6 protein-coding genes are annotated in these 26,421 nt (G+C 72.6%); all 6 read right to left on the reverse strand.

All coding sequences use genetic code 11. From position 1 onward, the window contains the following. Positions 1-30 precede the first annotated feature (30 nt). A complete protein-coding gene (locus OG322_RS09755) occupies positions 31-5,241 on the reverse strand; it encodes a type I polyketide synthase (protein WP_443066590.1) in 5,211 nt (1,736 codons plus the stop codon). Positions 5,242-5,245: 4 nt separating this feature from the next. Further along, positions 5,246-21,556 (reverse strand): type I polyketide synthase, encoded by a 16,311-nt coding sequence (locus OG322_RS09760; RefSeq protein ID WP_329306303.1) that lies wholly within the window; start codon positions 21,554-21,556, stop codon positions 5,246-5,248. Between the two features lie 132 nt (positions 21,557-21,688). Continuing rightward, the gene (locus OG322_RS09765) at positions 21,689-23,059 is read right to left on the reverse strand and encodes a methylaspartate mutase (protein WP_329306304.1); all 1,371 of its coding nucleotides are present in this window, start codon (positions 23,057-23,059) and stop codon (positions 21,689-21,691) included. Further along, positions 23,056-23,556 (reverse strand): cobalamin B12-binding domain-containing protein, encoded by a 501-nt coding sequence (locus OG322_RS09770; protein WP_266410904.1) that lies wholly within the window; start codon positions 23,554-23,556, stop codon positions 23,056-23,058. Before OG322_RS09770 ends, OG322_RS09765 begins: the two co-directional genes overlap by 4 nt. Continuing rightward, entirely contained in the window at positions 23,553-24,815 is a 1,263-nt protein-coding gene (locus OG322_RS09775) for a type III PLP-dependent enzyme (protein ID WP_123461759.1), read from the reverse strand. The genes OG322_RS09770 and OG322_RS09775 overlap by 4 nt, the downstream gene beginning before the upstream one ends. Then, entirely contained in the window at positions 24,812-26,347 is a 1,536-nt protein-coding gene (locus tag OG322_RS09780) for an AMP-binding protein (protein ID WP_124285077.1), read from the reverse strand. The genes OG322_RS09775 and OG322_RS09780 overlap by 4 nt, the downstream gene beginning before the upstream one ends. Between the last annotated feature and the right edge of the window lie 74 nt (positions 26,348-26,421).

Here is a 26,421-nt window from a genome sequence, read left to right on the forward strand (position 1 = left end):
ATGACCGGCAGGGCCTGCCGGGAGGGGGTACTACGCTTCGCCGCCGAGGATGTCGCCGTCGAGAATGTCGAACAGCTCGTCCGCGGTGGCCGCGCTGAGGTCATCTGCGGGGGTGTCCTCGCCGAAGAGCGTCTGCCGCAGGTGCGTGGCGAGCTCGGCGGCCGAGGGGTAGTCGAAGATCAGGGTCGGCGCCAGCCGGCAGCCGGTCACCCCGCCCAGGCGGTTCCTGAGTTCCAAAGCCGTCAGCGAGTCGAATCCGATGTCGAGGAATCCGCGCTCGGCCGGGACCGCTTCGGCGCCCGAGTGCCCCAGAACAGCGGCGGCGTGACCGCGTACCAGGTCCAGCAGGGCCCGTTCGCGCTCCTCGGTGCTCAGCCCGGAGAGACGGGCGGTCAGCGCGGCGGGGTCGGCCCCCTTCGTGCGGCTCCGGACCACGGGGCCGGCCTCGGTGAGGACCATGTCCCGCAGGAGGGAGTGCGGTGCGCCGGGCTGCGCCTTCAGGGTCGGTACGTCGACGGCGAGCGGCACCAGCGCCGCCCGGCCGGAGCGCAGGCCCGCGTCGAAGAGGCGGAGCGCGTCGGCCGGGGCGAGGGCGGGCAGGCCACGTGCCGCCATGAGACGGGCGTCGTCGTCGATGGCCTCGGTCAGGCCAGTGGCCACGTCCCACAGCCCGTACGCGAGTGAGGTGGCCGGCAACCCCTCCGCCCGGCGATACGCCGCCAACGCGTCCAGGAACACATTCGCCGCCGCGTAATTCGCCTGACCCGCAGCCAGCACCGAACCACCCGCCGACGAAAACAACACAAAGAACGCCAACCCGTGATCCCGCGTCAACTCATGCAGGTACCAGGCACCGTCAGCCTTCGCACCCAGGACTCTGTCCAGGCGGGCTCGGTCCATCGACCCGACCAGACCGTTGTCACCCGCACCAGCCGCATGCACCACACCCACCAACCCGGCACCCACACCCTCCACCAGCGACGCCACCGCACCACGATCCGACACATCACACGCCACCACAGAAACCTCAGCACCCAGCCCCTCCAACTCCCCCACCAACACATCAACCCCAGGAGCACTCAGCCCCCGGCGCCCGGCCAGCACCAGACGCCGCACCCCGTGCACCTCCACCAGATGCCGGGCCACCAAACCACCCAGACCACCCGTACCACCCGTCACCAACACCACACCATCCGGCACCACCGATGCCACAGGAGCGACACCGGCAGCCACCTCAACCAGACGCGGCACCAACACCTCACCCCCACGCACCGCAACCTCAGGCTCACCCGACCCCAACACCACACCCGCAACATCACCGAACACCCCACCCGAGGACTCCACATCCACCAGCACAAACCGGCCCGGATTCTCCGCCTGCGCCGCCCTCACCAACCCCCACACCGGCGCCACACACACATCCACCCCATCCTCAGCACCCACCGACACACCGCCACGCGTCACCACCACCAACGGCCCACCACCACCCTCCTCATCCGCCAGCCACCCCTGCACCCTCTCCAACACCCCACCCAACACCGACCGCACACCCACCACCGGACCCACACCCACACCAACCGACGGCACCTCAAACACCACCGGAGAACCCAAGTCAGCACCATCCACCACACCAGCCGACACCAACGGCCGCCACACCACCTCATGCAACCCACCACCCACACCCGACCCACCCAACTGCTCCACCGAGACAGGACGGAACATGAGTCCGCCGACCGTGGCCACAGGGGCACCGTCCTGGTCCGCCAGGCTCAGCGAGAAACTGCTGGCGCCCTGGGGAGACAGCCGTACCCGCAGCGAGCGTGCGCCGGCGGCGTGCAGAGAGATGTTCGTCCAGGAGAAGGGAAGCTCGGTCGGCTCGTCGCCCGTGACGTCCTCGCCGACTCCCAGGGCGTGCATGGTCGCGTCGAGCAGGGCGGGGTGCAGGCCAAAGCGTTCGGCGTCTCCATGCGCCTGCTCGGGCAACGCGACCTCGGCGAAGACATCGTCCCCGCGGCGCCACACGGCTTTGAGGCCCCGGAAGACAGGGCCGTAGTCATAACCCTGCTTGTGGAGCAGCTCGTAGGCGTCGTCCGTCCGCACAGCGACTGCGCCGGGCGGGGGCCATGCGGTGAGGTCGAAGTCCGGCACCGACTCACCCGCGCCATCACCCAGCACACCATCCGCGTGCAACACCCACTCCGCACCCGCACCCTCCCGACGCGAATGCACCCGCACCGAACGACACCCCACCTCATCCACACCACCCACCACCACCTGCAACGCCACCCCACCACGCTCCGGAACAACCAACGGAGCCCGCAACGTCAACTCCTCCACCACCCCACAACCCACCTCATCAGCACCCCGCACCACCAACTCCACAAACGCCGCCCCCGGCAACAACACCGACCCCAACACCTCATGATCCGCCAACCACCCCAACCCCTCCAACGACAACCGCCCCGTCAACACCACACCACCCGAATCCGGCAACGCCACCACCGCACCCAACACCGGATGATCAACCACCACCTGACCCAAACCACCAGCATCACCACCACCCACACACTCCAACCAAAACCGCTCACGCTGAAACGCATACGTCGGCAGATCAACACGACGAGCACCCGAACCCTCAAAGAACCGGGCCCAATCCACCGAAACACCAGCCACATGCAACTGCCCCAACGCCCCGACAGCCGCCGCCACCTCCGGACGCCCCTTACGCACCAACGGAACGAAGAGAGCTGAGTCCGAGCGTGCGGACTGTTGCGCCATCCCACTCAGCACACCATCCGGACCCACCTCAACAAACGACGTCACACCCCGCGACACAACAAACGACACCGCATCCGCGAACCGCACCGCCTCCCGCACATGCCGGACCCAATACTCAGCCGAACCCCAGTCCTCAGCCACATCACCCGACACACCCGACACCACCGGAATCGACGGGGCACCGAAGGACAGCCCGGCCACCACCGCACCGAACTCCGCCAACATCGGCTCCATCAACGGCGAATGAAACGCATGGGACACCCGCAACACACTCGTCCTACGCCCCTCACCAGCAAACTTCCCCACCAGATCAGCAACCGCCGACTCCACACCCGAAACCACCACAGAACGCGGACCATTGACCGCCGCAATCCCCACCTCACCATTCAGCAACGGAAGCACCTCGACCTCCGCCGCCTCCACCGCCACCATCGACCCACCAGCCGGCAACCCCTGCATCAACCGACCACGCGCCACCACCAACTCAGCCGCATCCGACAGCGACAACACACCGGACACATGCGCGGCAGCGATCTCACCCACCGAATGACCCACCAAGAAGTCCGCACGCACCCCCCACGACTCCACCAGCCGGAACAACGCCGTCTCGACCGCGAACAACCCGGCCTGCGCGAACATCGTCCCGTTCAGGACCTCGGGGTCCTCACCCCACACCACCTCACGCAACGAGCGGCCCAGCCGAGCGTCCAGCTCAACCAACACAGCATCGAACGCCTCAGCAAACACCGGGAACGCCCCATACAACTCCCGGCCCATCCCAAGCCGCTGCGCACCCTGACCCGTGAACAAGAAGGCCGTAGCACCAGCCGAACGCACAGCACCCCGCACCACCGAAGGCGACAACTCACCCTCGGCCAGAGCCGTCAGACCCCGCACCAACTCCTCACGGTCCGACGCCGCCACCACCGCACAATGCTCCAGCACCGCACGCGACACCACCGACGAAAAACCCACATCCAACACAGAAGTCGAAGCATCCATCCGGGCCAGCAGCTTCCCCGCCTGCCCCGACAGACCCGCCTCACTCCGCGCCGACAACACCACCGGAACCACCGGCAGCCCCACCGAAGAAACCACCTCCGGCTCCACCACCACCGGAGCCTGCTCCACAATCACATGCGCATTCGTCCCACTCAGACCAAACGACGACACACCCACCCGCCTCGGACGATCCCGCTCCGGCCACACCCGCGACTCCGTCAACAACTCCACCGCACCGGAGTCCCAGTCCACGTGCGGGGAACGTGTCTGCGAGTGGAGGGACTTCGGCAGTACCCCGTGCCGGATCGCCTGTACCGCCTTGATCACACCACCCACACCGGCGGCTGCCTGGGTGTGGCCCAGGTTCGACTTCAGCGAGCCCAGCCAGAGCGGATCGCCCTCCGGGCGCCCCTTCCCATACGTCGCGAGCAGCGCCTGCGCCTCGATCGGATCTCCCAGCCGGGTCCCCGTACCGTGCGCCTCCACCAAGTCCACGTCGGTGGTCGTGAGGCCGGCGTTCTCCAGCGCCGCACGGATCACCCGCTGCTGCGACGGACCGTTGGGGGTGGTCATCCCGCTCGACGCGCCGTCCTGGTTGATGGCGCTCCCACGGATCACCGCAAGTACCGGGTGTCCGTTCCGCTGCGCGTCCGAGAGGCGTTCGACCATGAGGACGCCGACGCCCTCCGAGCAGCCGGTGCCGTCGGCGTCGGCGGCGAACGACTTGCAACGGCCGTCCTTCGCCATGCCCCGCTGATGGCTGAAGTAGAGGAACATGTCCGGCGTCGTCATCACCGTCACGCCACCGACCAGCGCCATCGAGCAGTCGCCCCGGCGCAGCGCCTGTCCTGCCCAGTGGAGGGCGACGAGCGATGACGAGCATGCGGTGTCGATGGTGACGGCGGGGCCTTCGAGGCCGAGGGTGAAGGCTATGCGGCCGGTGACGAGGCTGCCGTCGCTCGTGCCGGGCCCGTAGTCGTGGTACATGACGCCGGCGAAGACGCCGGTCCGGCTGCCCTTCAGGGAGTGGGGATCGATCCCCGCACTCTCCACCGCCTCCCAGGACGCCTCCAACAGCAACCGCTGCTGCGGATCCATCCCGAGCGCCTCACGCGGCGAGATCCCGAACACCCCGGCATCAAAATCAGCCGCGTCATACAGGAAACCCCCCTCACGCGTCACCGTACGATTCGGCTTCCCCGGCTCCGGATCGTAAAGCCCCTCCACATCCCACCCACGATCCACCGGAAACCCCGACACACCGTCCCGGCCCTCCACCACCAAATCCCACAACTCATCCGGAGAACCCACCCCACCCGGATAACGACACGCCATCCCCACGATCGCGATCGGCTCGGTGGCGTCGTCGGTGAGGCGGTCGTTGGCCGAGCGGAGGCGTTCGTTCTCGACCATCGTCGCGCGGAGGGCCGCGACCAGCTGCTCTACAGATGTTTCCATGATGTCCTCAGCCCTCGCTCGGGTTCCGGGTCGGGTCGGTGGACGCGAGCGCGGCGCGCACCAGGTCGTCGATGTCCATGGTCCTGATCGCTTCGCCGGCCTGTGCGGCCTCGCCCGGCTGGGCGCTCGTGCGGGATTCGGTGGCGGGTGCCGCGGGTCGGGGGGCGAGCTTCAGCAGTGCGTCCAGCAGGCCGGACTCCCGGAGCGCGGCGACCGGGATGTCCGCGAGGGTCTGCCGGATGGCGGCGTCGGACTCCGCGGTCCCTGGCCCGTTCTGTGCGGGTGCGGGTCCGGCGGAGGCGTCCGGTGTGTTCTCGTCGATGCCCGGCGGGAGTTCGTCGAGGAGGAAGTCGGCCAGCACCATCGGGCTGGGGTAGTCGAACATGAGTGTCGCCGGGAGCCGGAGGCCGGTGGCCTTCTGGAGCCGGTTGCGGAGATCGATCGCGGCGAGCGAGTCGAGGCCGAGCTCGGTGAAGCCCTTGGAGACGTCGATGGTGGCCGGGACGCTGTGGCTGACTCCGGCGACCTGCTCGCGCACGACGTCCAGCACGGTGCGTTTGCGTTCGGCCGCCTTCATGCCGGACAGCCGCTGTTCCAGGGTCTGTTGGGTGGCGGGGGCGGTCATCGCGGCGACGGCGGGTGCTCGTACCTCCTTGCGGGCAGCGGGCCGTTCCGGCGCGCCGAGCACGTCCTTGAGCAGGTGCGGCGGTTCGCCCGTGGCGTGGTGATCGCGCTCCACCCGGATCGGTACGAGCACCGGCCGGTCGAGTTCCAGGGCTTCGTCGAGAAGGGCGAGGCCCTCGGCGGTCGGCAGGGCCGGCATGCCCATGATGCGCATGCGCCGCAGGTCGGCGTGGGTGACTCCGCCCCCGAGGCCGGTCTTGGTCTCCCAGAGCCCGAACGCCAGTGCCGTACCGGGGAGTCCGGCGGCCCGGCGGTGAGCGGAGAGGGCGTCCAGGAAGCGGTTGGCGGCGGCGTAGTTGCCCTGGCCGATGCCGACGACCAGTCCGGCGCAGGAGGAGAAGAGGATGAACGCCTTCAGGTCCAGGCCCCGGGTCGCCTCGTGCAGGTTCCAGGCGGCGTCCACCTTGGGTCGCATCACCGTGTCGACCTGGGCGGGGGTGAGGGCGGCGAGCAGCGCGTTGTCCATGACCGCGGCCGCGTGGACCACCGCCGTCAGCGGGTGCGCGGCCGGTATCGCGGTCAGCAGTCCGTCGACGGCCGCCCGGTCGGAGGTGTCGCAGGCCGCGAGGGTGACGCGGGCGCCGAGTCCGTGCAGTGCGTCGCGGAGTTCGGTGGCGCCGGGTGCGTCCTGGCCGCGCCGTCCGGCGAGCAGGAGGTGGCGTACGCCGTGCTGTTCCACCAGGTGGCGGGCGACGACGGCGCCGAGCCCGCTGGTCCCCCCGGTGATCAGTACGGTCCCCTCGGCGTCCCACGGCAGGGGCTTGGTGGGCGCTGCCGCTGCCACCCGGGCCAGTCGGGGCACCCGTACCTCGGCGCCGCGCAGGATCGCCTCGGGTTCACCGGACGCGGCCACCGCGGGCAGCGACTCGCGGGCCGCGGCCGTGCCGTCGGAGTCGACGAGGACGAATCGGCCGGGGTACTCCTCCTGGGCGGAGCGCAGCAGGCCCCATGCCGGTGCGTGGACGAGGTCCACGGCGGCGGCGTCGCTCTCCTCGATGGGGAGGGCGTTACGGGTGACCACCATGAGGCGGGAGTGGGCGTACCGCTCGTCCGCGAGCCAGGACTGCAGCGTGGCGAGAAGCTGTCCGGTCATGGAGCGGACGGCCGCCGGGATGTCGTCGTGGTCCGTGGCGGGCGGTACGGGCAGGACGACGACATCGGGTACGGGGGCGCCGTCGGTCAGTGCGGCGCCGAGGGCGGGGAGGTCCCGGTAGGCGGTGCCGGGTCCGGCGGGGGTGCCGTCGGGGCCCGCACCGAGCACCGCCCAGCGGTCCGTGGCGGCGGCGACGGCCGCGCCGAGGGGCAGTTGTTGGGTGACCAGCTGGAACACGGCCTCGTGCTCACCGCCGCCCGCGGCGGCGGCAGCGTTGACCTTGGCCGCGGTGACGGGGCGGACCACGAGGGAGTCGATGGTGGCGACCGGGGAGCCCGCGGGGTCGGTCAGTTCGAGGCGTACCGCGTCCGAACCCTGTGACCGGTGGGATTCGACGGCGGTGATGCGGACGCGCAGCCGGGAGGAGCCGGCGGCGTGCAGGGTGACGCCGGACCAGGCGAACGGCAGCTGGGTGCCGCCGACGTCCTGGGGGCGGCGGCCGTCCATGAAGTCGGTCGCGCTGAGCGCCGCGTCGAGGATGGACGGGTGGAGGCGGAAGTCCTTGCCGACGTCCAGGGAGTCCTCGGGCAGGGACACCTCCGCGAAGGTCTCCCCGCCCCGGGACCAGATGCCGCGCAGGCCCCGGAACATGGGTCCGTAGCCGTAGCCCTGGCCGGTGAGGTAGTCGTACACACCGGAGATGTCGACCTCGGTCGCACCCGTGGGCGGCCAGTCGGCCGGGGCGGGGGCGAAGGTGCCGGCGGGCGGGGCCTGTCCGCTTCCCGGGGCGAGCACACCGCTGGCGTGCTTGCTCCAGGGCGCGCCTGCCGGGGCGTCGTCGGCGCGGGAGTAGACGGCGAGTGAGCAGCGTCCGCCCGCGTCGGGTGCGTCGACGACGACCTGGACGGCGAGTCCGCCGTGGGGCGGGAGCGGCATCAGCGCCTCGATGGTGAGTTCCTCCACCACCTCGCAGCCGACTTCCTCACCGGCGCGGATGGCCAGTTCGATGTAGCCGGTGCCGGGCAGCAGCACGGTCCCCAGGACGTCGTGGTCGGCGAGCCAGGGGTGGGTGCGCACGGAGAGGCGGCCGGTGAGCACCACGCCGCCGGCCTCCGGGGAGGCGACCACGGCGCTGAGCAGCGGGTGCGCGGCGGCCCTCTGGCCGAGGCCGGTCACATCGCCGCCGAGGGGGACGGGGGCGTCCAGCCAGTACGTGGTCCGGTCGAAGGCGTACGTGGGCAGTTCTACCGTGCGACCGCCGCGGCCGTCGAGGACGTCGGCCCAGCGGACGACGGGGCCGGCGACGTGCAGCCGGGCAACGGCGGCGAGCAGGGTGGCGACCTCGGGGCGGCCCTTGCGCAGGGCGGGCACGGTGAGGGTGCCGGGGGTGTGGTGTGCGGTGGCCTCGGTGAGTGCGGTGAGCACCGCGTCGGGCCCGAGTTCCACGAAGCGGGTGACGCCCTGGCCGCAGAGGTGGGCGATGCCGTCGGCGAACCGGACGGCCTCGCGCACATGGCGGACCCAGTACTCGGGCGAGGTGAGCTGTTCGGCGGTCGCTTCGGTCCCGGTCACATGGGACACGACGCGCAGCGTGGGGGCGGTGTAGGTGAGTTTCTCGGCGACCTTCCGGAACGCGTCGAGCATGGGCTCCATGAGCGGCGAGTGGAAGGCGTGCGACACGCTCAGCCGCTTGGTGCGCCGTCCCAGCGCGGTGAAGTGCTCCGCCACCGCGAGCGTCGCCTCCCGCGCCCCCGATATCACCACGGACGACGGACCGTTCACGGCCGCCAGTCCCACCTCGTCCGTCAGCAGCGGAAGCACGTCCGCCTCCGGCGCGGCCACCGCCACCATCACCCCACCGGCCGGCAGCGCCTGCATCAACCGGCCGCGTGCCGCGACCAGTTCGGCCGCGTCCGTCAGCGACAGCACGCCGGCGACGTGCGCCGCGGTGATCTCACCGATCGAATGCCCCGCCACCACATCGGCCCGGACGCCCCACGACTCCACCAACCGGAACAGAGCCGTCTCGACGGCGAACAACCCGGCCTGCGCGAACATCGTCCCGTTCAGCAGAGCGGCGTCCTCACCCCACACCACCTCACGCAGCGCTCGCCCCAGCCGCGCGTCCAGCTCGACCAGCACCGCGTCGAACGCCTCCGCGAACACGGGGAACGTGCCGTACAGCTCCCGGCCCATCCCCAGCCGCTGCGCGCCCTGCCCCGTGAAGAGGAAGGCCGTCAGCCCCTCGACGGAGGAGCCGGCCCGCGTGACCACATCCGCGCTCTCCCGGCCCGCCGCCAGATCGGACAGCGCGCGCACCGCCGCGTCACGGTCCGCGGACATCACCACCGCACGGAGATCCAGCACGGCCCGCGTCATGGCCAACGAGCGGCCGACGTCCACCAGCGACTCATCCGGGTGCGCCTCCATATGGGCCAGGAGGCGCCCCGCCTGCGCGGTGAGGGCCGTGGCACTGCGCGCGGACAGCGCAAGCGGTACGACGGTCAGCGGTTCGGCGGGCTCGGCGTCGTCCAGGGGCGCTTCCTCGATCTGGGGTGCTTCCTCGATGATGACGTGGGCGTTGGTGCCGCTGAGCCCGAACGAGGAGACCCCCGCCCGCCGGGGCCGGTCCTGTGCTGCCCAGGTGACCGGCTCGGTCAGCAGTCGTACGCCGCCGGCCGCCCAGTCCACCTGAGGTGACGGCTCGTCGACGTGCAGGGTCCGGGGCAGCAGCCCGTTGCGCAGGGCCATCACCATCTTGATGACTCCGCTGACGCCGGCGGCGGCCTGGGCGTGCCCGATGTTCGACTTGACCGAGCCGAGCCACAGCGGGCGGTCGGCGGGGCGGTCCTGGCCGTACGTGGCGAGCAGGGCCTGTGCCTCGATCGGGTCGCCGAGACGGGTGCCGGTGCCGTGTCCCTCCACCGCGTCCACCTCGGCCGGGGTGAGTCCGGCGGCCGACAGGGCCTTGCGGATGACGCGCTGCTGGGAGGGGCCGTTGGGGGCGGTCAGGCCGTTGGAGGCGCCGTCCTGGTTGATGGCGCTGCCCCGGACCACCGCGAGGACGGGGTGCCCGTTGCGGCGGGCGTCGGAGAGGCGCTCCACCAGCAGGAGTCCGACGCCCTCGGCCCAGCTCGTGCCGTCGGCGGCGCCGGCGAACGCCTTGGAGCGTCCGTCGGCGGCGAGACCGCGCTGCCGGCTGAAGTCGACGAAGATCTCCGGGGTCGGCATGACGGTGACACCGCCCGCCAGGGCGAGGTCGATCTCGCCGGTGCGCAGCGCCTGGCAGGCCATGTGAAGGCCGACCAGAGAGGAGGAGCAGGCGGTGTCGACGGTGACGGCGGGCCCTTCGAGGCCCAGCGCGTAGGCGACGCGGCCGGAGGCGATGCTGCCCGCGCTGCCGTTGCCGAGGTAGCCGGCCAGGTCGTCGGGGACGTCGGTGACCCGGCTGCCGTACTCGTGGTACATCACACCGGCGTACACACCGGTCTGGCTGCCGCGCAGTGTCTCCGGGTCGATTCCGGCGCGCTCGAAGGTCTCCCACGCGGACTGGAGCAGCAGCCGTTGCTGCGGGTCCATCGCGAGGGCCTCGCGCGGCATGATGCCGAAGAACTCCGGGTCGAACTCGGCCGCGTCGTAGAGGAATCCGCCTTCGCGCACGTAGGTGCGGCCGGGGAGACCGGGTTCGGGGTCGTAGAGGGCGTCGGCGTCCCAGCCACGGTCTGCGGGGAAGTCGCCGATGGCGTCGATGCCGGCCGCGACGAGGTCCCACAGGTCCTCGGGTGAGCGGACGCCGCCGGGGAAGCGGCAGCTGATGGCCACCACCGCGATCGGGTCGTCGTCGACGGCCGCGAGCGGGGCGGCGGTGGGAGCGGTGGTGGTCGTGCCGGTGAGCAGGGTGTCGAGATGACCGGCCACGGCCCGGGAGTTGGGGTAGTCGAAGACCAGCGTCGCGGGAAGCCGCAGCCCCGTGGAGCCGACCAGCAGGTTGCGCAGTTCCACGGCGGCGAGGGAGTCGAACCCCTGGTCGCGGAAGGCCGTGTCGGGTCCGACCGCCTCGGGCGACGGCTGGCCGAGGACGGCGGCGACCTGGGTGCGGACCGTGTCGAGCAGGATGCGGGCCCGCTCGTCGGGGGTCGCACCGGCCAGGCGGCGTTCCAGCGCGGAGCCGGTGGCGGTCGTCCGGACGGTGCGGCGCGCGGGGGTACGGACCCGGCCGCGCAGCAGTGCGGGCAGTTCGTCGCCGCGGGCGGCGAGCGCCGCCGGGTCGATGGTGAGGGGGACGACGACGGCGTCCCCGGCGACGAGGGCGGCGTCGAAGAGCGCCAGGCCCCGGTCGGCGGGGAGGGCGGGCAGGCCGAGCCGGCGCATCCGGTCCAGATCGGCTTCGGTGAGGTCGCCGCCGAGGCCGGTGCTGACCTCCCACATGCCGAACGCGAGGGAGGTCGCGGGCAGTCCGGCCGCCGCGCGGTGGGTGGCGAGCGCGTCCAGGAAGACGTTGGCCGCCGCGTAGTCGGCCTGGCCGGCGGCGAGAACGAGGCCGCCTGCCGAGGAGAACATGACGAACGCGGTGAGGTCGGTGTCCCGGGTCAGTTCGTGCAGGTGCCAGGCGCCCTCGGCCTTGGGGCGCAGGACGGCGTCGAACCGCTCGGGCGTGAGGCCGGCGACCAGTCCGCCGTCGGCGACCGCCGCCGCGTGCACGACGGCGCGCAGCGGGTGTTCGGTGCCGATCCCGGCGAGCAGGGCGGCCAGCCCGTCGCGGTCGGCCACATCGCACGCGGCGATCTGGACCTGGGCGCCGAGGCCGGTGAGTTCGGCGGCGAGCGCCTGCGCACCGGGTGCGTCCATGCCGCGCCGGCCGGCCAGGAGGAGATGCCGAATTCCGTGCTCGGTGACGAGGTGACGCGCGACGAGTGCGCCGAGGCCGCTGGTGCCTCCGGTGATCAGCACCGTGCCCCCGGTGTCCCACGGGGCGGGCCGGGCGGGCTCGGGCGCGATGACGGGGCCCAGCCGAGGCACCCACACCTCACGCTCGCGCAGGGCGGATTCGGGTTCCGCGGAGGCGACGGCGGCGGCGAGGGCCGCGTCGGTCGCCTCGGACTCGGCCTCGACGTCGACCAGTTGGAACCGGCCCGGGTTCTCGGCCTGCGCGGCACGCACCAGACCCCATACGGGGGCCTGTACCGGGTCCACGTCCTCGCCGGGCCGTACGGGCACGGCGCGCCGGGTGACCACGACGAGGGTGCGGTCGCCCGCCTCGGGGTCGGCGAGCCGGTCGCGTATCTCACCGAGCACGTGGTGGGTGAGGGCGCGCACGGCGTCCGGGACGTCCATGCCCCCGGGCGACGCCGGGCAGTGCAGGACGGTGTACGCGGGGGTGGCGCCGGCCGTCGCGGTGGCCGGGTCCGTGCGCTGCCAGCCGATCCGGTGGAGGGAGGCGGACGGTGCGCCCGAGGCCGCCGCGATCTGCTCCGGCGAGACCGGGCGGGAGACGAGTGACTCCACGGTCGCCACCGGCGCACCGCTCTCGTCGGCGACCATGATGGCGGACACCTCGTCGCCGCGTATCCGCTGGATGTGGACGCGCAGCGAGGGGGTTCCGGCGGCGTGCAGGGTGACGCCGTTCCAGGAGAAGGGCAGCAGGGTCGCCGCGTCGGCGGCCGGGTCCGTCAGCAGATCGGCGTGCATCGCCGCGTCGAGGAGCGCGGGGTGCAGTCCGTAGGCCGGTGCCTCCACGCGGGCGGGGCCGTCGAGGGCGACCTCGGCGAACACGTCGTCGCCGCGTCGCCAGGCCGCACGCAGGCCCTGGAAGGCGGGGCCGTAGGCGTAGCCGCGCTCGCGCAGCCGCTCGTAGGCGGACTCGATGTCGACCGGGGCGGCGCCGGCCGGCGGCCACTGGGTCAGGTCGAAGGCGGGGGCAGGCGCTTCGCGGGTCAGGGTGCCGTAGGCGTGCCTGGTCCACGGGGCGTCGGGGTCGGTGGAGCCGCGTGAGTGGATGCTGACCGAGCAGGCACCGGAGGGGTCCGGTGCGCCGACGACGACGCGCAGGGCGACGCCTGACCGGGCCGGCAGTGTCAGTGGTGCTTCGAGCAGGAGTTCCTCGATCCGGCCGCAGCCGACGTGGTCGCCCGCCCGGATCGCCAGCTCGACGAATCCGGTGCCCGGCAGCAGCACGCTGCCCAGCACACCATGGTCCGCGAGCCACGGCTGGGTGCCGGTGGCGAGCCGTCCCGTGAGGACGACACCGCCGTCGTCCGGCGTCGCCACGGCGGCGCTGAGCAGGGGGTGGGTGACCGCTTCGAGGCCGACCGCGTCCAGATCGCCGGGGGCGGTGGCCAGGTCGAGCCAGTAGCGCTGGTGCTGGAAGGCGTAGGTGGGCAGGTCCGGGCCCTGTCCGATGCCGCGCAGACCGAAGAAGGTGTCCCAGTCGACGGTGACGCCGCGCGCGTGGGCACGGCCGACGGCCGCCAGGAGTTCGCGGACCTCGGGCCGGTTCCGTCGCAGCGACGGGACGAACGCGGCCCCCTCCGCGTCCTGGACACAGTTCTGGCCCATGCCGCTGAGCACGGCGTCGGGGCCGATCTCGATGTACGAGCTGACGCCACGGTCCTCCAGGAACCGGACCGCGTCCGCGAACCGCACCGCCTCGCGCACGTGCCGGACCCAATACTCGGCCGAACCCCAGTCCTCAGCCACATCACCCGATACACCCGACACCACCGGAATCGACGGGGCACCGAACTCCAGCCCGGCCACCACCGCACCGAACTCCGCCAGCATCGCCTCCATCAACGGCGAATGGAACGCATGCGACACCCGCAACGCATTCGTCCTGCGGCCGCGCTCCTCGAACGTCGCGACCAGCCCACGAACGGCCGCCTCCGTACCCGAAACGACAACGGAACGCGGCCCGTTGACCGCCGCGATCCCCACATCCCCGTTCAGCAACGGAAGCACCTCGGCCTCCGTCGCCTCCACCGCCACCATCGACCCACCAGCCGGCAACCCCTGCATCAACCGACCACGCGCCACCACCAATTCAGCCGCATCGGCCAGCGACAGCACGCCCGAGACGTGCGCGGCCGCGATCTCACCGACCGAGTGGCCCACCAGGAAGTCCGGACGCACCCCCCACGACTCCACCAGCCGGAAGAGAGCAGTCTCGACCGCGAACAACCCGGCCTGCGCGAACATCGTCCCGTTCAACAGAGCGGCGTCCTCACCCCACACCACCTCACGCAACGAACGCCCCAACCGGGCATCCAACTCACCCACCACCGCGTCGAACGCCTCCGCGAACACCGGGAACGCCCCATACAACTCCCGGCCCATCCCCAACCGCTGCGCACCCTGACCCGTGAACAGGAACGCGACCCTGCCCTCGCTGACGGTTTCCCGAACCGGCCCCGCGCCGGAGGCCAACGCCTCCAGGGACGCGGCGAGTTCCGTACGGTCGGCTCCGAGTGCGACGGCGCGGTGGTCCAGGGCGGCGCGGGTCGTCGCGAGAGCGTGGCCCGTCGCGGCGAGCGCGTCGTCGGGGACGGTCGCGAGGTGGCTGAGCAGGCGCGCCGCCTGGGCGCTCAGCGCGTCCGGAGTCCTCGCCGACAGCGGCCAGGCGACCGGGCCGGACGTGGTCCCGGCCGGCTCGGGCGCGTCCTGCGGCGTGGCGGCGGGCGGCTCCTCGATGATCACGTGGGCGTTGGTGCCGCTGATACCGAACGACGACACCCCCGCGCGGCGCGGGCGGCCGTGCGCGGGCCAGGCGGTGGGGCCGGTCAGCAGGGCGACGGCGCCGGAGTCCCAGTCCACCTGGGGTGACGGCTCGTCGGCGTGCAGGGTCGCGGGCAGGGTGCCGTGGCGCATCGCCTGGACCATCTTGATGATGCCCGCCACTCCGGCGGCCGCCTGGGTGTGGCCCATGTTGGACTTGATGGAGCCGAGCAGCAGCGGGCTGCCGTCCGCGGGGCGCTCCTGGCCGTAGGTCTCCAGCAGTGCCTGGGCCTCGATCGGGTCACCCAGGACGGTTCCGGTGCCATGGCCCTCGACGGCGTCGACGTCGGCGGGGGTGAGGCCGGCGACGCTCAACGCACGTCGGATGACGCGCTGTTGGGCCGGGCCGTTCGGCGCCGTGAGGCCGTTGGAGGCGCCGTCGGAGTTGACGGCGGAGCCCCGGACGATGCCGAGCACGCGGTGGCCGTTGCGTTCGGCGTCGGAGAGCCGCTCCAGCAGGAGCATGCCGACGCCCTCGCCCCAGCCGGTGCCGTCGGCGCCGCTGCCGAACGACTTGCACCGTCCGTCGGCGGCCAGGCCGCGCTGCCGGCTCATGTCGACGAAGGTGTCGGGGGTGGACATGACGGTGACGCCGCCCGCGAGGGCGAGCGCGCAGTCGCCCCGGCGCAGGGCCTGGGCCGCCCAGTGCAGGGCGACCAGGGAGGACGAGCAGGCGGTGTCGACGGTGACGGCGGGGCCTTCGACGCCGAGCGTGTAGGCGACCCGGCCGGACACCACGCTGGCGAGGCTGCCGTTGCCGTGGTACCCCGCCACGTGCTCGGGCAGCGGGCCGAGCCGCAGCCCCCAGTCGTGGTACATCACACCGGCGAACACACCGGTGTCGCTGCCGCGCAGGGCGTGCGGGTCGATGCCCGCGCGCTCGACGGTCTCCCAGGCGATCTCCAGCAGCAGCCGCTGCTGGGGGTCCATGGCCTGGGCCTCGCGGGGGCTGATGCCGAAGAACTCGGCGTCGAAGTCGGCGGCCTCGTGGAGGAATCCGCCCTGGTCGGTGAGGCTCTTGCCCGGCGCGCCGGGCTCCGGGTCGTGGATGTCGGCAGCCCAGCCGCGGTCGGTGGGGAACGCCGAGACGACGTCGCGTCCCTCCTCGACGAGCTGCCACAGCTCCTCGGGCGAGGACACGCCGCCGGGGTAGCGGCAGGCCATGGAGACGATGGCGATGGGGTCGTCGTCGGAGACGGTGGCGGCGGCCGGAACGGGCCGTCCGGCCCGCTGTTCCGCGTCGCCGCCGAGCCGGGAGGCCAGGTGGTCGGCGAGGGCGGCGGGCGAGGGGTAGTCGAAGACGAGCGTGGCCGTCAGCGGCAGGCCGGTGGCGGAGCCGAGCCGGTTGCGGAGTTCGACGGCCGCGAGGGAGTCGAAGCCCATCTCGTTGAACGCTCTTGTGGTGACGACGCGTTCGGGCCCGTCGTGGCCGAGGACGGCGGCCACCTGGGTACGGACCAGGTCGAGGAGGGCCTCGCCGCGCTCCGGGCGGGTCAGCCCGCCCAGGCTGCGTGCGAGGGACTGTTCGACGCTGACCCCGCCGCCCCCCACGGCGCGGCGCGGCGGACGGACCAGGGCCCGCAGGAGGGCCGGGGCCTCGTCGGCGCGGGCGTTGAGCGTGCGCAGGTTCAGCCGTACGGGAACGACGGCCGGGTGGGCCTCGGTGGTGATCGCGCGGTCCAGGAGGGCGAGATTCTCCGCGACGGACAGGGGCTGGAGGCCGAGGCGCTCGATGCGCCGCAGCGCGGCCTCGTCGAGGGCGCCGCCCATACCGCCGGTGCCGGTCCACAGCCCCCAGGCGAGCGAGGTCGCGGGGAGGCCGAGGGCGGCGCGGTGGGTGGCCAGGGCGTCGAGGAAGACGTTGGCGGCGGCGTAGTTGCCCTGCCCCGCACCGTCCAGGAGGGTGGCGGTGGAGGAGAACAGGACGAACGCCGACAGGTCGCTGTCACGGGTGAGCTCGTGGAGGTTCCAGGCTCCGTCGGCCTTGGGCCGCAGGACGGTGTCCAGGCGGGTGTCGTCGAGGGAGTCGACGAGGGCGTCGTCGAGCACCCCGGCCGCGTGCACCACCGCGCTCAGCGGCAGCCGCTCCGGTACGGCGGCCAGGACCTCGGCCAGTGCGTCGCGGTCGGCGGCGTCGCAGGCGGTGATCGTGACCTCGGCGCCGAGTGCGGTCAGCTCGGACCGCAGCTCCTGGGCGCCGGGGGCGTCCGCGCCCCGGCGGCCGGTGAGCAGCAGTCCGCGTACGCCGTGCGCGGTGACCAGGTGCCGGGCGAGCGTGGCGCCGACGCCGCCGGTCCCGCCGGTGATCAGTACGGTGCCGTCGGTGCGCCAGGGGGTGGCGTCGGGGTTCGGTGCCTGGGTGGTGCGGGTCAGCCGGGGGGCGTGCAACCGGCCGTCGCGCAGGGCGATTTCGGGTTCGTCGGAATCGGCGGTGAGGCGCAGCAGTTCGTCGGTGCCGAGGGAGCCGTCGGTGTCGAGGAGGAGGAAGCGGCCGGGGTGTTCGGCCTGGGCCGAGCGCACCAGTCCCCAGACGGGTGCCTGGGCGAGTACGGCCTGTTCGCCGGGGGCGGCGGCGACCGCGCCCCGGGTGAGTACGGTCAGCCGCCGGGTGGCGGAGCGTTCGTCGGCGAGCCAGTCCCGTACGGCCGTGAGTGTGGTGCCCAGGACGGTGCGGACATCGGCGGCGATGTCGGCTCCGGTGGGGGCGGGGCAGGTGTGGACGGCGTCGGTGTCCGGGTTCGACGGGGTGGTGGCGGGGGCCGGCAGCGGGGTCCACCGGACGTGGTGGAGCGCGTCGGGGTGCGCCGTGGCGGCCAGTCCGCCGGCGGTGAGGGGGCGGACCAGGAAGGAGTCGACGGAGGCCACCGGGGCGCCGGTGGCGTCGGCCAGTTCGAGGGCGACCTCGTCGGTGCCGGTGGCGGTGACGCGTACCCGCAGCGTGGTGGCGCCCGCCGCGTGGAGGGTGACCCCGGTCCAGGCGAAGGGCAGCAGGATGCGGCCGTCCTGGCTGTCGGCGTGGGGCGCCGCGGCGAAGTCGGTGGCGTGCAGGACCGCGTCGAGCAGTGCGGGGTGGAGTCCGTAGGCGGAGGCCGGGTCGCCGGTCGTCGCGGGCAGCCGTACCTCGGCGAACACCTCGCCCTCGCCGGCCTTCCAGACCGCTTGCAGGCCGTGGAAGGCGGGGCCGTATCCGTAGCCCTGCGTGGCCAGGTCTGCGTAGAGGCCGGTGATGTCGAGGGGTTCGGCGCCGGGTGGCGGCCAGGTACCCGAGGCGAAGTCCGCGGTCTGCCGACCGGACGGGTCCCGGGGGGCCAGGCGGCCGGTGGCGTGCCGGGTCCAGGGGGCGTCGGCGGGGGCGTCCTCGTCGCGCGAGTAGAAGGCGACGGGGCGCCGGCCGGTGGCATCGGGGGCGTCGACGACGATCTGGAGGGCGACGCCGCCCGTGCCGGGCAGGATCAGCGGGGCCGCCATGACCAGTTCGTCGAGGCGTTCGCAGCCGGTCTGTTCGCCGGCCCGGACCGCGAGGTCGACGAACGCGGTGCCGGGCAGCAGGACATGGCCGTCGATCACGTGGTCGGCGAGCCAGGGGTGCGAGCGCAGCGAGACCCGCCCGGTGAGGACGGCGCCTCCGGTGTCCGCGAGGCCCACCACCGCGCCCAGCAGGGGGTGCCCGGCGGCGACCTGGCCGAGCGCGGTCGCGTCCTGGGCGGCGTCGGGGGCGCTGAGCCAGAACCGTTCGCGCTGGAAGGCGTAGGTGGGCAGTTCGACGCGGTGGGCGCCGGCGCCGGCGAAGAAGGCGTGCCAGTCGACGCGGGTGCCGCGTGTATGGGCGACGGCCAGGGCGCTGAGCAGTTGGTGCGGCTCGTCGTGTCCGCGCCGCAGGAGCGGGGTGAACACCGCTGCCGGGTCGGCGCCGGTGCGGCCCATGGCGCAGAGCACCGGGTCGGGTCCCAGTTCGAGGAAGGTGGCGACGCCCCGGTCCGTGAGGGAGGCGACGGCGTCGTGGAAGCGCACGGGCGCGCAGATGTGCCGTACCCAGTACTCGGGGTCGGTGAGTTCCCCGGCGGTGGCGAGCCGGCCGGTGAGGGCGGAGACGACGGGGAGCTTGGGTGCGGTGTAGCTGAGGATCCGGGCGATCTGGCGGAAGTCGTCGAGCATGGGTGCCATGAGCGGCGAGTGGAACGCGTGGCTGACCCGGAGCCGCTTGGTGCGGTGCCCGTCGGCCTCCAGCCGGGCGGCTACGGCGGTGACCGTCTCCTCGTCCCCGGACAGGACGACGGAGCGGGGGCCGTTGACGGCGGCGATGCTCACCGTGTCGCGGCAGTGCGCGAGGAGCGGCTCCACCGTCTCCTCGGCGGCCTCCACGGCGATCATGGCGCCGCCCTCGGGCAGTGCCTGCATCAGCCGGCCGCGTGCCGCGACGAGGGTGGCGGCGTCGTCGAGCGAGAGGACACCGGCGACGTGGGCGGCGGTCAGCTCGCCGATGGAGTGCCCGGCCACGTAGTCGGGGTGGACGCCCCAGGACTCCAGGAGCCTGAACAGGGCGACCTCGACGGCGAAGAGGGCCGCCTGCGCGTACATGGTGCCGTCCAGCAGGGCCGCTTCGGGGGTGTCCTCGTCGGCGAACAGGACGTCCCACAGGGAGCGGTCGAGCTGGAGGTCGAGGTAGCCGATGGCGTTGTCGAGGGCCTTGGCGTAGGCCGGGTGGGCCTCGTACAGCCGGCGTCCCATGGCGAGGCGTTGGCTGCCCTGGCCGGTGAAGAGGAACGCGGTGCCGCCGCCGGTGACCGAGGTGAACACGCCGGGGGCGTCGCGGCCCTCCGCCACGGCGCGCAGTCCGTCGAGGAGGCCCGCGCGGTCGCCGGCGAGCACCACGGCGCGGTGGGGCAGCGCGGAGCGGGTGGTCGCCAGCGAGTGGGCGAGGTCGAGCGGGCGGGCGTCGGGGGTGTTCTCGATGTGTGTCAGCAGGCGTCCGGCCTGGTCGCGCAGGGCGGCCTCGGTCCTGGCGGAGAGCGTCGCCGGCAGGGGCCGTCCGTCGTCGGCCGCGGTGCCGTCGCCCTCGGCGGCGGCGCTCCGCGCGGTCTCGGCCGGGGGCTCCTCGACGACGATGTGGGCGTTGGTGCCGCTGACGCCGAAGGAGGAGACGGCGGCCCGGCGGGGGCGCTCGCCGGGCGCCCACGGCACGGGTTCGGTCAGCAGCCGGACCTCCCCCGCCGACCAGTCGACGTTGGGTGAGGGGGCGTCCACGTGCAGCGTCGCGGGCAGCACACCATGACGCATCGCCATGATCATCTTGATCAGGCCGGCCGAGCCCGCCGCCGCCTGGGTGTGCCCGATGTTCGACTTCACCGAACCGAGCCAGACCGGACCGTCGGTGCGCTCCTGCCCGTAGGTGGCGATCAGTGCCTGGGCCTCGATGGGGTCGCCGAGCGTGGTGCCGGTGCCGTGCGCCTCGACGGCGTCGACCTCGCCGGCGGTGAGTCCGGCGTCCGCGAGTGCCTGGCGGATGACCTGGCGCTGGGCGCGGCCGCTCGGCGCGGTCAGGCCGTTGGACGCGCCGTCCTGATTGATGGCCGTACCGCGCAGGACGGCGAGGACCGGGTGGTTGTTGGCCCGTGCGTCGGAGAGGCGTTCCAGGACGAAGACACCGGCGCCCTCGGCGAACGCCGTACCGTCCGCGGCGGCGGCGAACGCCTTGACCGTGCCGTCGGCCGCGAGTCCGCGCTGCCGGCTGAACGCGGTGAACACGCCGGGGCTGCCCATGACGGCGACCCCGCCCGCCAGCGCGAGGGTGCACTCGCCGCGCCGCAGGGACTGGACGGCGAGGTGGAGGCCGACCAGCGAACCCGAGCAGGCGGTGTCGACGGTCAGCGCGGGGCCCTCCAGACCGAGCGTGTACGCGACCCGGCCGGAGACCACACTGGGGGCGTTGCCGCTGAGCAGGTATCCGTCCAGGCCGTCCGGCGCCTCGTGCAGGCGCATCGCGTACTCCTGCGGCTCGGCGGCGACGAAGACGCCGGTCCGGCTGGAGCGCAGGGTCCGCGCGTCGATCCCGGCCCGCTCCACGGCCTCCCACACGGTCTCCAGCACGAGGCGCTGCTGCGGGTCCATCGCGAGGGCTTCACGGGGGCTGATGGAGAAGAAGTCCGCGTCGAACTCGGCCGCACCGGACAGGAATCCGCCGTGCCGGGCGTAGGTGGTGCCGGGGGTCGCGGGGTCGTCGTCGAAGAGCCGGTCGAGGTCCCAGCCCCGGTCGGTGGGGAACTCGTCGCGGATGTGGGTGCCGTCGGCGACCAGCCGCCACAGGTCCTCGGGGGACGACACGTCGCCGGGGTAGCGGCAGCCGATGCCGACGACGGCGATCGGGTCGTCGGTGGCGATGCCCGGTGCGACGACCGGGTCGGGCAGATCGGGCAGGCCCAGGGCCTCGGTGCGCAGATGTGCGGCGAGCGCGGCCGGTGAGGGGTGGTCGAAGGCGACCGTAGGGGGCAGCGGGAGGCCGGTGGCCGCGGTCAGCCGGGCGTGCAGGGCCACCAGCGCCACGGAGTCGAGCCCCAGTTCGCGGAAGGCGCGGGCCGGGTCCACGGTCTGCGTGGTGTCCGGCCGGGTCTGCCGCAGTACGGCCTCGGTGCTCTCCCGCACCAGGTCGAGCAGCACCCGGGTCTGCTCCGAGGTGGGGAGGGATTCCAGCTCACGCACGAGTGCGGACCGCTGCACCGTGCCCCCGTCCGGCACACCGTCGGTGCCAGAGACGAAGTTTTCCGACTCAGTCATCTGCACTCCACACAATTGTCGCCCGTCGCCGGACGGAAATCACCAAGGAACCGCACCACTGCGGGTCACGCTATGAAGGCGAAAGGCCGCGCACAGCCCCTAGAGCCCCCCTAAGACCTGAGATCTCTCCCGCTATTCACCGGGGGAGAGCGACCGGTGTCCGACCGGTGCGATGTCCGCACCTTCGCGGTTCGGGGCACGGCCGGATTCCATCGCCGCCCGGTCGAACGCCCTTTGTACGTAGGAGAGATCGGCGATCAGTCCCGACGATGTGACGTCCCGGCCACGGGCCCGGCCGGCGAGCCCGGCCAGCGGCAGCCGCCCGATGCCGGCCCACCGGAGCCGGCCGTCGCCGTCGATATAGCTGCGGGCCCGGCCGTGATTGTCCGGGTGCAGGCAGTAGGGGATGTCCAGAGCGCCCTGTCTGAAGGCGAGTACGAGTGCGTGCCCGATGTCCGGGGCCAGTTCGAGTACACCCTCGATCAGGGCTCTGGCCTCCAGGTATGTCTGCGAGTCGGCCTCGGTGCAGGCCGGGCCGCCGGCCGGCGCCGTCCTGGCGGTCCGGGCCGCGGACTCCAGCGCCGCGATGTTCTCCGCGACGGTCGGGATACGGCGGGACTCCGCCACCGTCTTCACGATGAGCCGCTCCGAGCCGGAGTCGACGGCGAGGCGCGTCGCCTGGTCGAGCAGCAGATAGGCGCCTTCGTCCGTGGTCGGGTACACGCCCATGTAGGCGTAGATGACCACGTGCCAGTTGGGCGTCGGAAGCAATTCGCCGCAGAGCCGCCGCAGAGCCGCGACCGCTTCCCGGTCCTGCTCCGGGTGGGTCTGCTGGGCATAACTGAGCGACACACTGCGTATTCCGTGCCCGCAGAAGAAAAGCGCTTCGAGCACACTGATCGCCACCAGCTGGCTGGGTGGGCACAATTGCCCGAGCATGCAGCCGCCGAACGTCTCCAGATGCGGTTCCACTCCCGATTCCCGCAGTTGTGCGAAATCCTCGGCGCAGCGGGACCAGTTCCGTACGGACTCGTCCAGCGGAGTCCTTCCGTAGGGCAGGCAGTAGGAGACGGGGCCGCCCTCGGTGGCGTTGATCAGTGTCCTGCGCAGCGCGGCGAAGATGTCCCCGGGGACGGCCGATCCGTGCCGGACCTGGACCGGGAACGCCTCGTCCCTGATGCCCGCGAGGACCTGCCCGGTCACGGCCCGGTCGTAGCTGACGATGGGGTAGCCGTTGAGATCGGCCCCGGCGCGCAACGCGCTCTCCACGGAGTCGAGTTCGCCGACCCTCGTGTAGCTGTCGAGGGTGATGGTGCCGACCGTCGCGGCGTCGGCGGCGCGGGTCGCGGCCAGCCCCGCGCGCATGGTGGCGGGGTCGCTGAACCCCATCCGGGGCTGCACCACCAGGTCACCGGCCCGACTCCGCGCCCGGACGAAGGCTCCGAAGTCCACCGGGCGCGCCCCACCGGACGTCCGCCGGAGCGGGCGCGCGCCCGGTCTCACGCCACGACCTCGGTACGCTCCAGGGCGCGGGTGGCGGCGGGCAGCGCGCCGACGAACCGGCTGAACTCCCTGGTGGTGGTGGAGGCGTCGTCGAAGACGGCGTCGAACCCGGCGGAGATCAGCTCGCCGATCGCCGCGTCGCTCTGCTGCCCGGCGACGCCGAGTTTGCCGCCGATGACCACCGGGGTCGAGGTCAGTTCACCGCACGCGCGCAGCGCGTCGATGACGCGCAGGCCGTCCTGGTGGCCGTGCCCGTTGACACTGCTGATCACCACCAGGTCGGGCGCGGTCTCCCGGCAGGCGTCGACGAGGACCTGGTCAGGGACGCACGGTCCCAGGTTGATCACCTGGTAGCCCAGCTCCTCGATGAGCAGCTGGAGGAAGACGAGGTTCCAGGTGTGCGAGTCGGAGGCCACGGTCGTGACGACCACGGTGCCGCGCCGGTCACCCGCCGCGCTCACGGCGCTCGTGGCGCCGTGCGTGAGACCGGCGCTCATGCGGTCCCTCCCGCACCGGTGTCGGCGGACGGTCCGTCCACGGCCAGGTAGGAGCGGCTGTGCTCGATCCGGGAGACGGAGAGCACCGTGTCACCCCGCACGACCACCTCGGTGGGGGCCGGGCGGCCCAGGAACATCAGCAGGCTGGCGGTCGGCCCGTACGCCCCGGCGTTGGGGATCGTCACCAGGTCGCCGGGGGCGAGCGCGGGCAGGCCGATCTCGCGGCCGAGGATGTCGCCGGGCGTGCACAGCGGTCCCACCAGGCTGGCGGATTCGACGCACTCCCCGGATTCGGTCCCGACGGCGACGGGCAGCAGCCGGCCCAGACCGGACATGCCGCCGAAGGTGTTGATGCCCGCGTCGAGGATGACGAACTTGCGGCCTCGGCTGACCTTGACGTTGCTGACCGAGGCGACCAGCGTGCCGCTCGCGCCGACGAGGTAGCGGCCCGACTCGCAGGCGATCTCGGGGCCCTCGGTCCGCCACCGCGGGAAGTGGGTGTCCAGCGCGGCCGCGAGTTCGCCGCGCAGCTTGGGGTAGCTGCCCCGGCTGCCGGGCACGGCGTACGGCACGGTGAAGCCGCCGCCGATGTCGAGGAAGCGCAGGGGGAGGTCCAGTTCGTGCTGGAGGCGGGCGGCCAGTTCGATGGTGTGCAGGAACTCGCCGACGAGGCTCTCCTCGTCCTTGGCGTTGCTCAGCGGGAAGAAGTGCATCCCGGTGATGCGGACGCCCGCGACCGTGCGCAGGTCGGGAACGACGTCGGCCAGGGTCTCGCTGTCGAAGCCGAACTGCGAGGGGGTGCCGGTCATCCGGATGCTGCTGGTGGCGCTGGCGGTCGCGCTGTTGACGCGCAGCAGGCAGTCGGCGGTCACTCCGTTCGCCAGGGCTGCGGCGGCCACGTGGCGGACGTCGGAGACCGAGTCGGTGGAGAAGACGCGGACACCCAGGCGGATCGCCTCGTCCAGCTCGCCCGCGGTCTTGCCGGGGCCGGTGTAGAGGCAGTCCTCGCCGCGGAATCCGGCGGCGAGGGCGGACTCCAGCTCGCCGGTGGAGCTGATCTCGGGCCGGCAGTGGCGGCCCTCGCCCTCGCGCAGGGCCCGGACCAGACCCGGGTGGGGGTTGGCCTTGAGGGCGTAGAAGAGGGTGAACTCCTGCGGCAGCGCGTCGGACAGCTGCTGCCGGGCCGCCTCGATCTCGTCGAGGTCGTACACGTACAGCGGTGTGCCGAAGCGTTCGGCCAGTGCCTGGTAGCGGCTCATCGCACCTCCCCGTCGATCATCTCGGTCAGCACCTGACGGGCGTTCTTCCCGTGCAGGCTCAGCGGCAGTTCGTCCAGGACCCGGCACAGGGCGGGCACCTTGGCCGGTTCCAGCCGCTCGGCCAGCTCCTTGAGCACGGTGTGCGGGGGCAGTTCGGTCTCGGCGAAGAGGACCAGGTCCCGGGTGTCGGTGGGAGGCAGCGCCGTCGCGGTGCGCACCCCGGGGATGTCCATGGCGGCGGCCTCGATCTCCACCGTGCTCATCCGGATGCCCTTGCGCTTGAACATGTCGTCGCGGCGGCCCTCGAAGTAGAGGTAGCCGTCCTCGTCGAGCCGGCCGTAGTCGCCGGTGTGGAGCCGCAGCGCCCCGGTGTCGGGGTCGCGGCGGAAGGTGCGCGCCGAGAGTTCGGGGCGGCGCCAGTAGCCGGGCATGACGTGCGGTCCCACGGCGACGATCTCGCCGGTCTCGCCGGCCGGGAGGGACCGGCCCTCGGCGTCGAGGATCAGGACGGTGGTGCCGGGCAGGGGCAGGCCGACCGACTGGGGGCGCTCGTTCTCCTGGTCCGGCGGCATGATGGAGACGCGCTTGCACTCGGTCTGCCCGAACTGGCGGACCACCTGTACGCCGGGGAACGCCTCGCGCAGGGCGGTGACCGCGTGGGCGGGCAGCGCGGCGCCGGTGTTGGTGAACATCCGCACCGGGGGCGGGTCCTGGGTGTCGCGCCGGGCGAGGGTGCCGATCATCGTGGCCAGCGAGGGAACGATGGGCACCACGGTCGCGCCGGTCTCCCGCATCCGGCGCAGCAGTACGAGGTCGGACTCGCCGCCGTCCAGGACCAGTTGGGAGCGTCCCAGGCAGGCGAGCAGCACCTTGTACAGGCCGTAGTCCCAGGAGATCGGGAAACGGCAGAAGACGACGTCGTCCGGCCGGTAGCCCAGCACTTCCTGGATGGCGCGGGAGGCGAAGGTGACCTGCGCGTGGGGGCACACGACCGCCTTGGGCGCGGCGGTGGAGCCGGAGGTGTAGACGAGGAACGCGGTGTCGTCGGCGCTGATGCCGAGGGGCGGGGGCGCCGGGCGCCCGGCAGCCTCCTCGACGTGGGGCCAGACCGTCGCGAGGTCGTGCACGGGGAGGCCGGCGGCCCGGCCGAGGACCTCGGTGGTGGGGCCGTCGCCGATGATCAGGGAGGGTTCGGCGTCCTCGATGACGGAGCGGAGGTGGTACTCCTTCATCGCGGGGTTGAGCGGCACCAGGATCACACCGAGGCGCGAGGCCCCGTAGACCATGGCCACCAGCTCCCGGCGGCTGGGCAGCTGGACGAGCAGCCGGTCGCCGCGGGCCGCGCCCCGTGCGGTGAGCCAGTCGGCGAAGCCGTGGCTGAGTTCGGCCATCCGCCGATACGTCACCTCGCCGGCGGAGTCGTGCAGACACCGCCCGTCGGGGGTGTCGGCGGTCGCGTCGTCGAGCAGGGAATGGACCGTCCCGCCGTTCCCGTGCGCCGTCGGCGCGTAAGTGGTGTTCGGATTCTCCACGGTTCCAACGTCGCTTTCGGGTGTGGGTGGCGAGCGGGCCGACGTCGTCGCGCGACGGGGGCCGGGCTCTTCGG

The sequence above is a fragment of the Streptomyces sp. NBC_01260 genome (assembly GCF_036226405.1).
GTDB lineage: Bacteria > Actinomycetota > Actinomycetes > Streptomycetales > Streptomycetaceae > Streptomyces > Streptomyces laculatispora.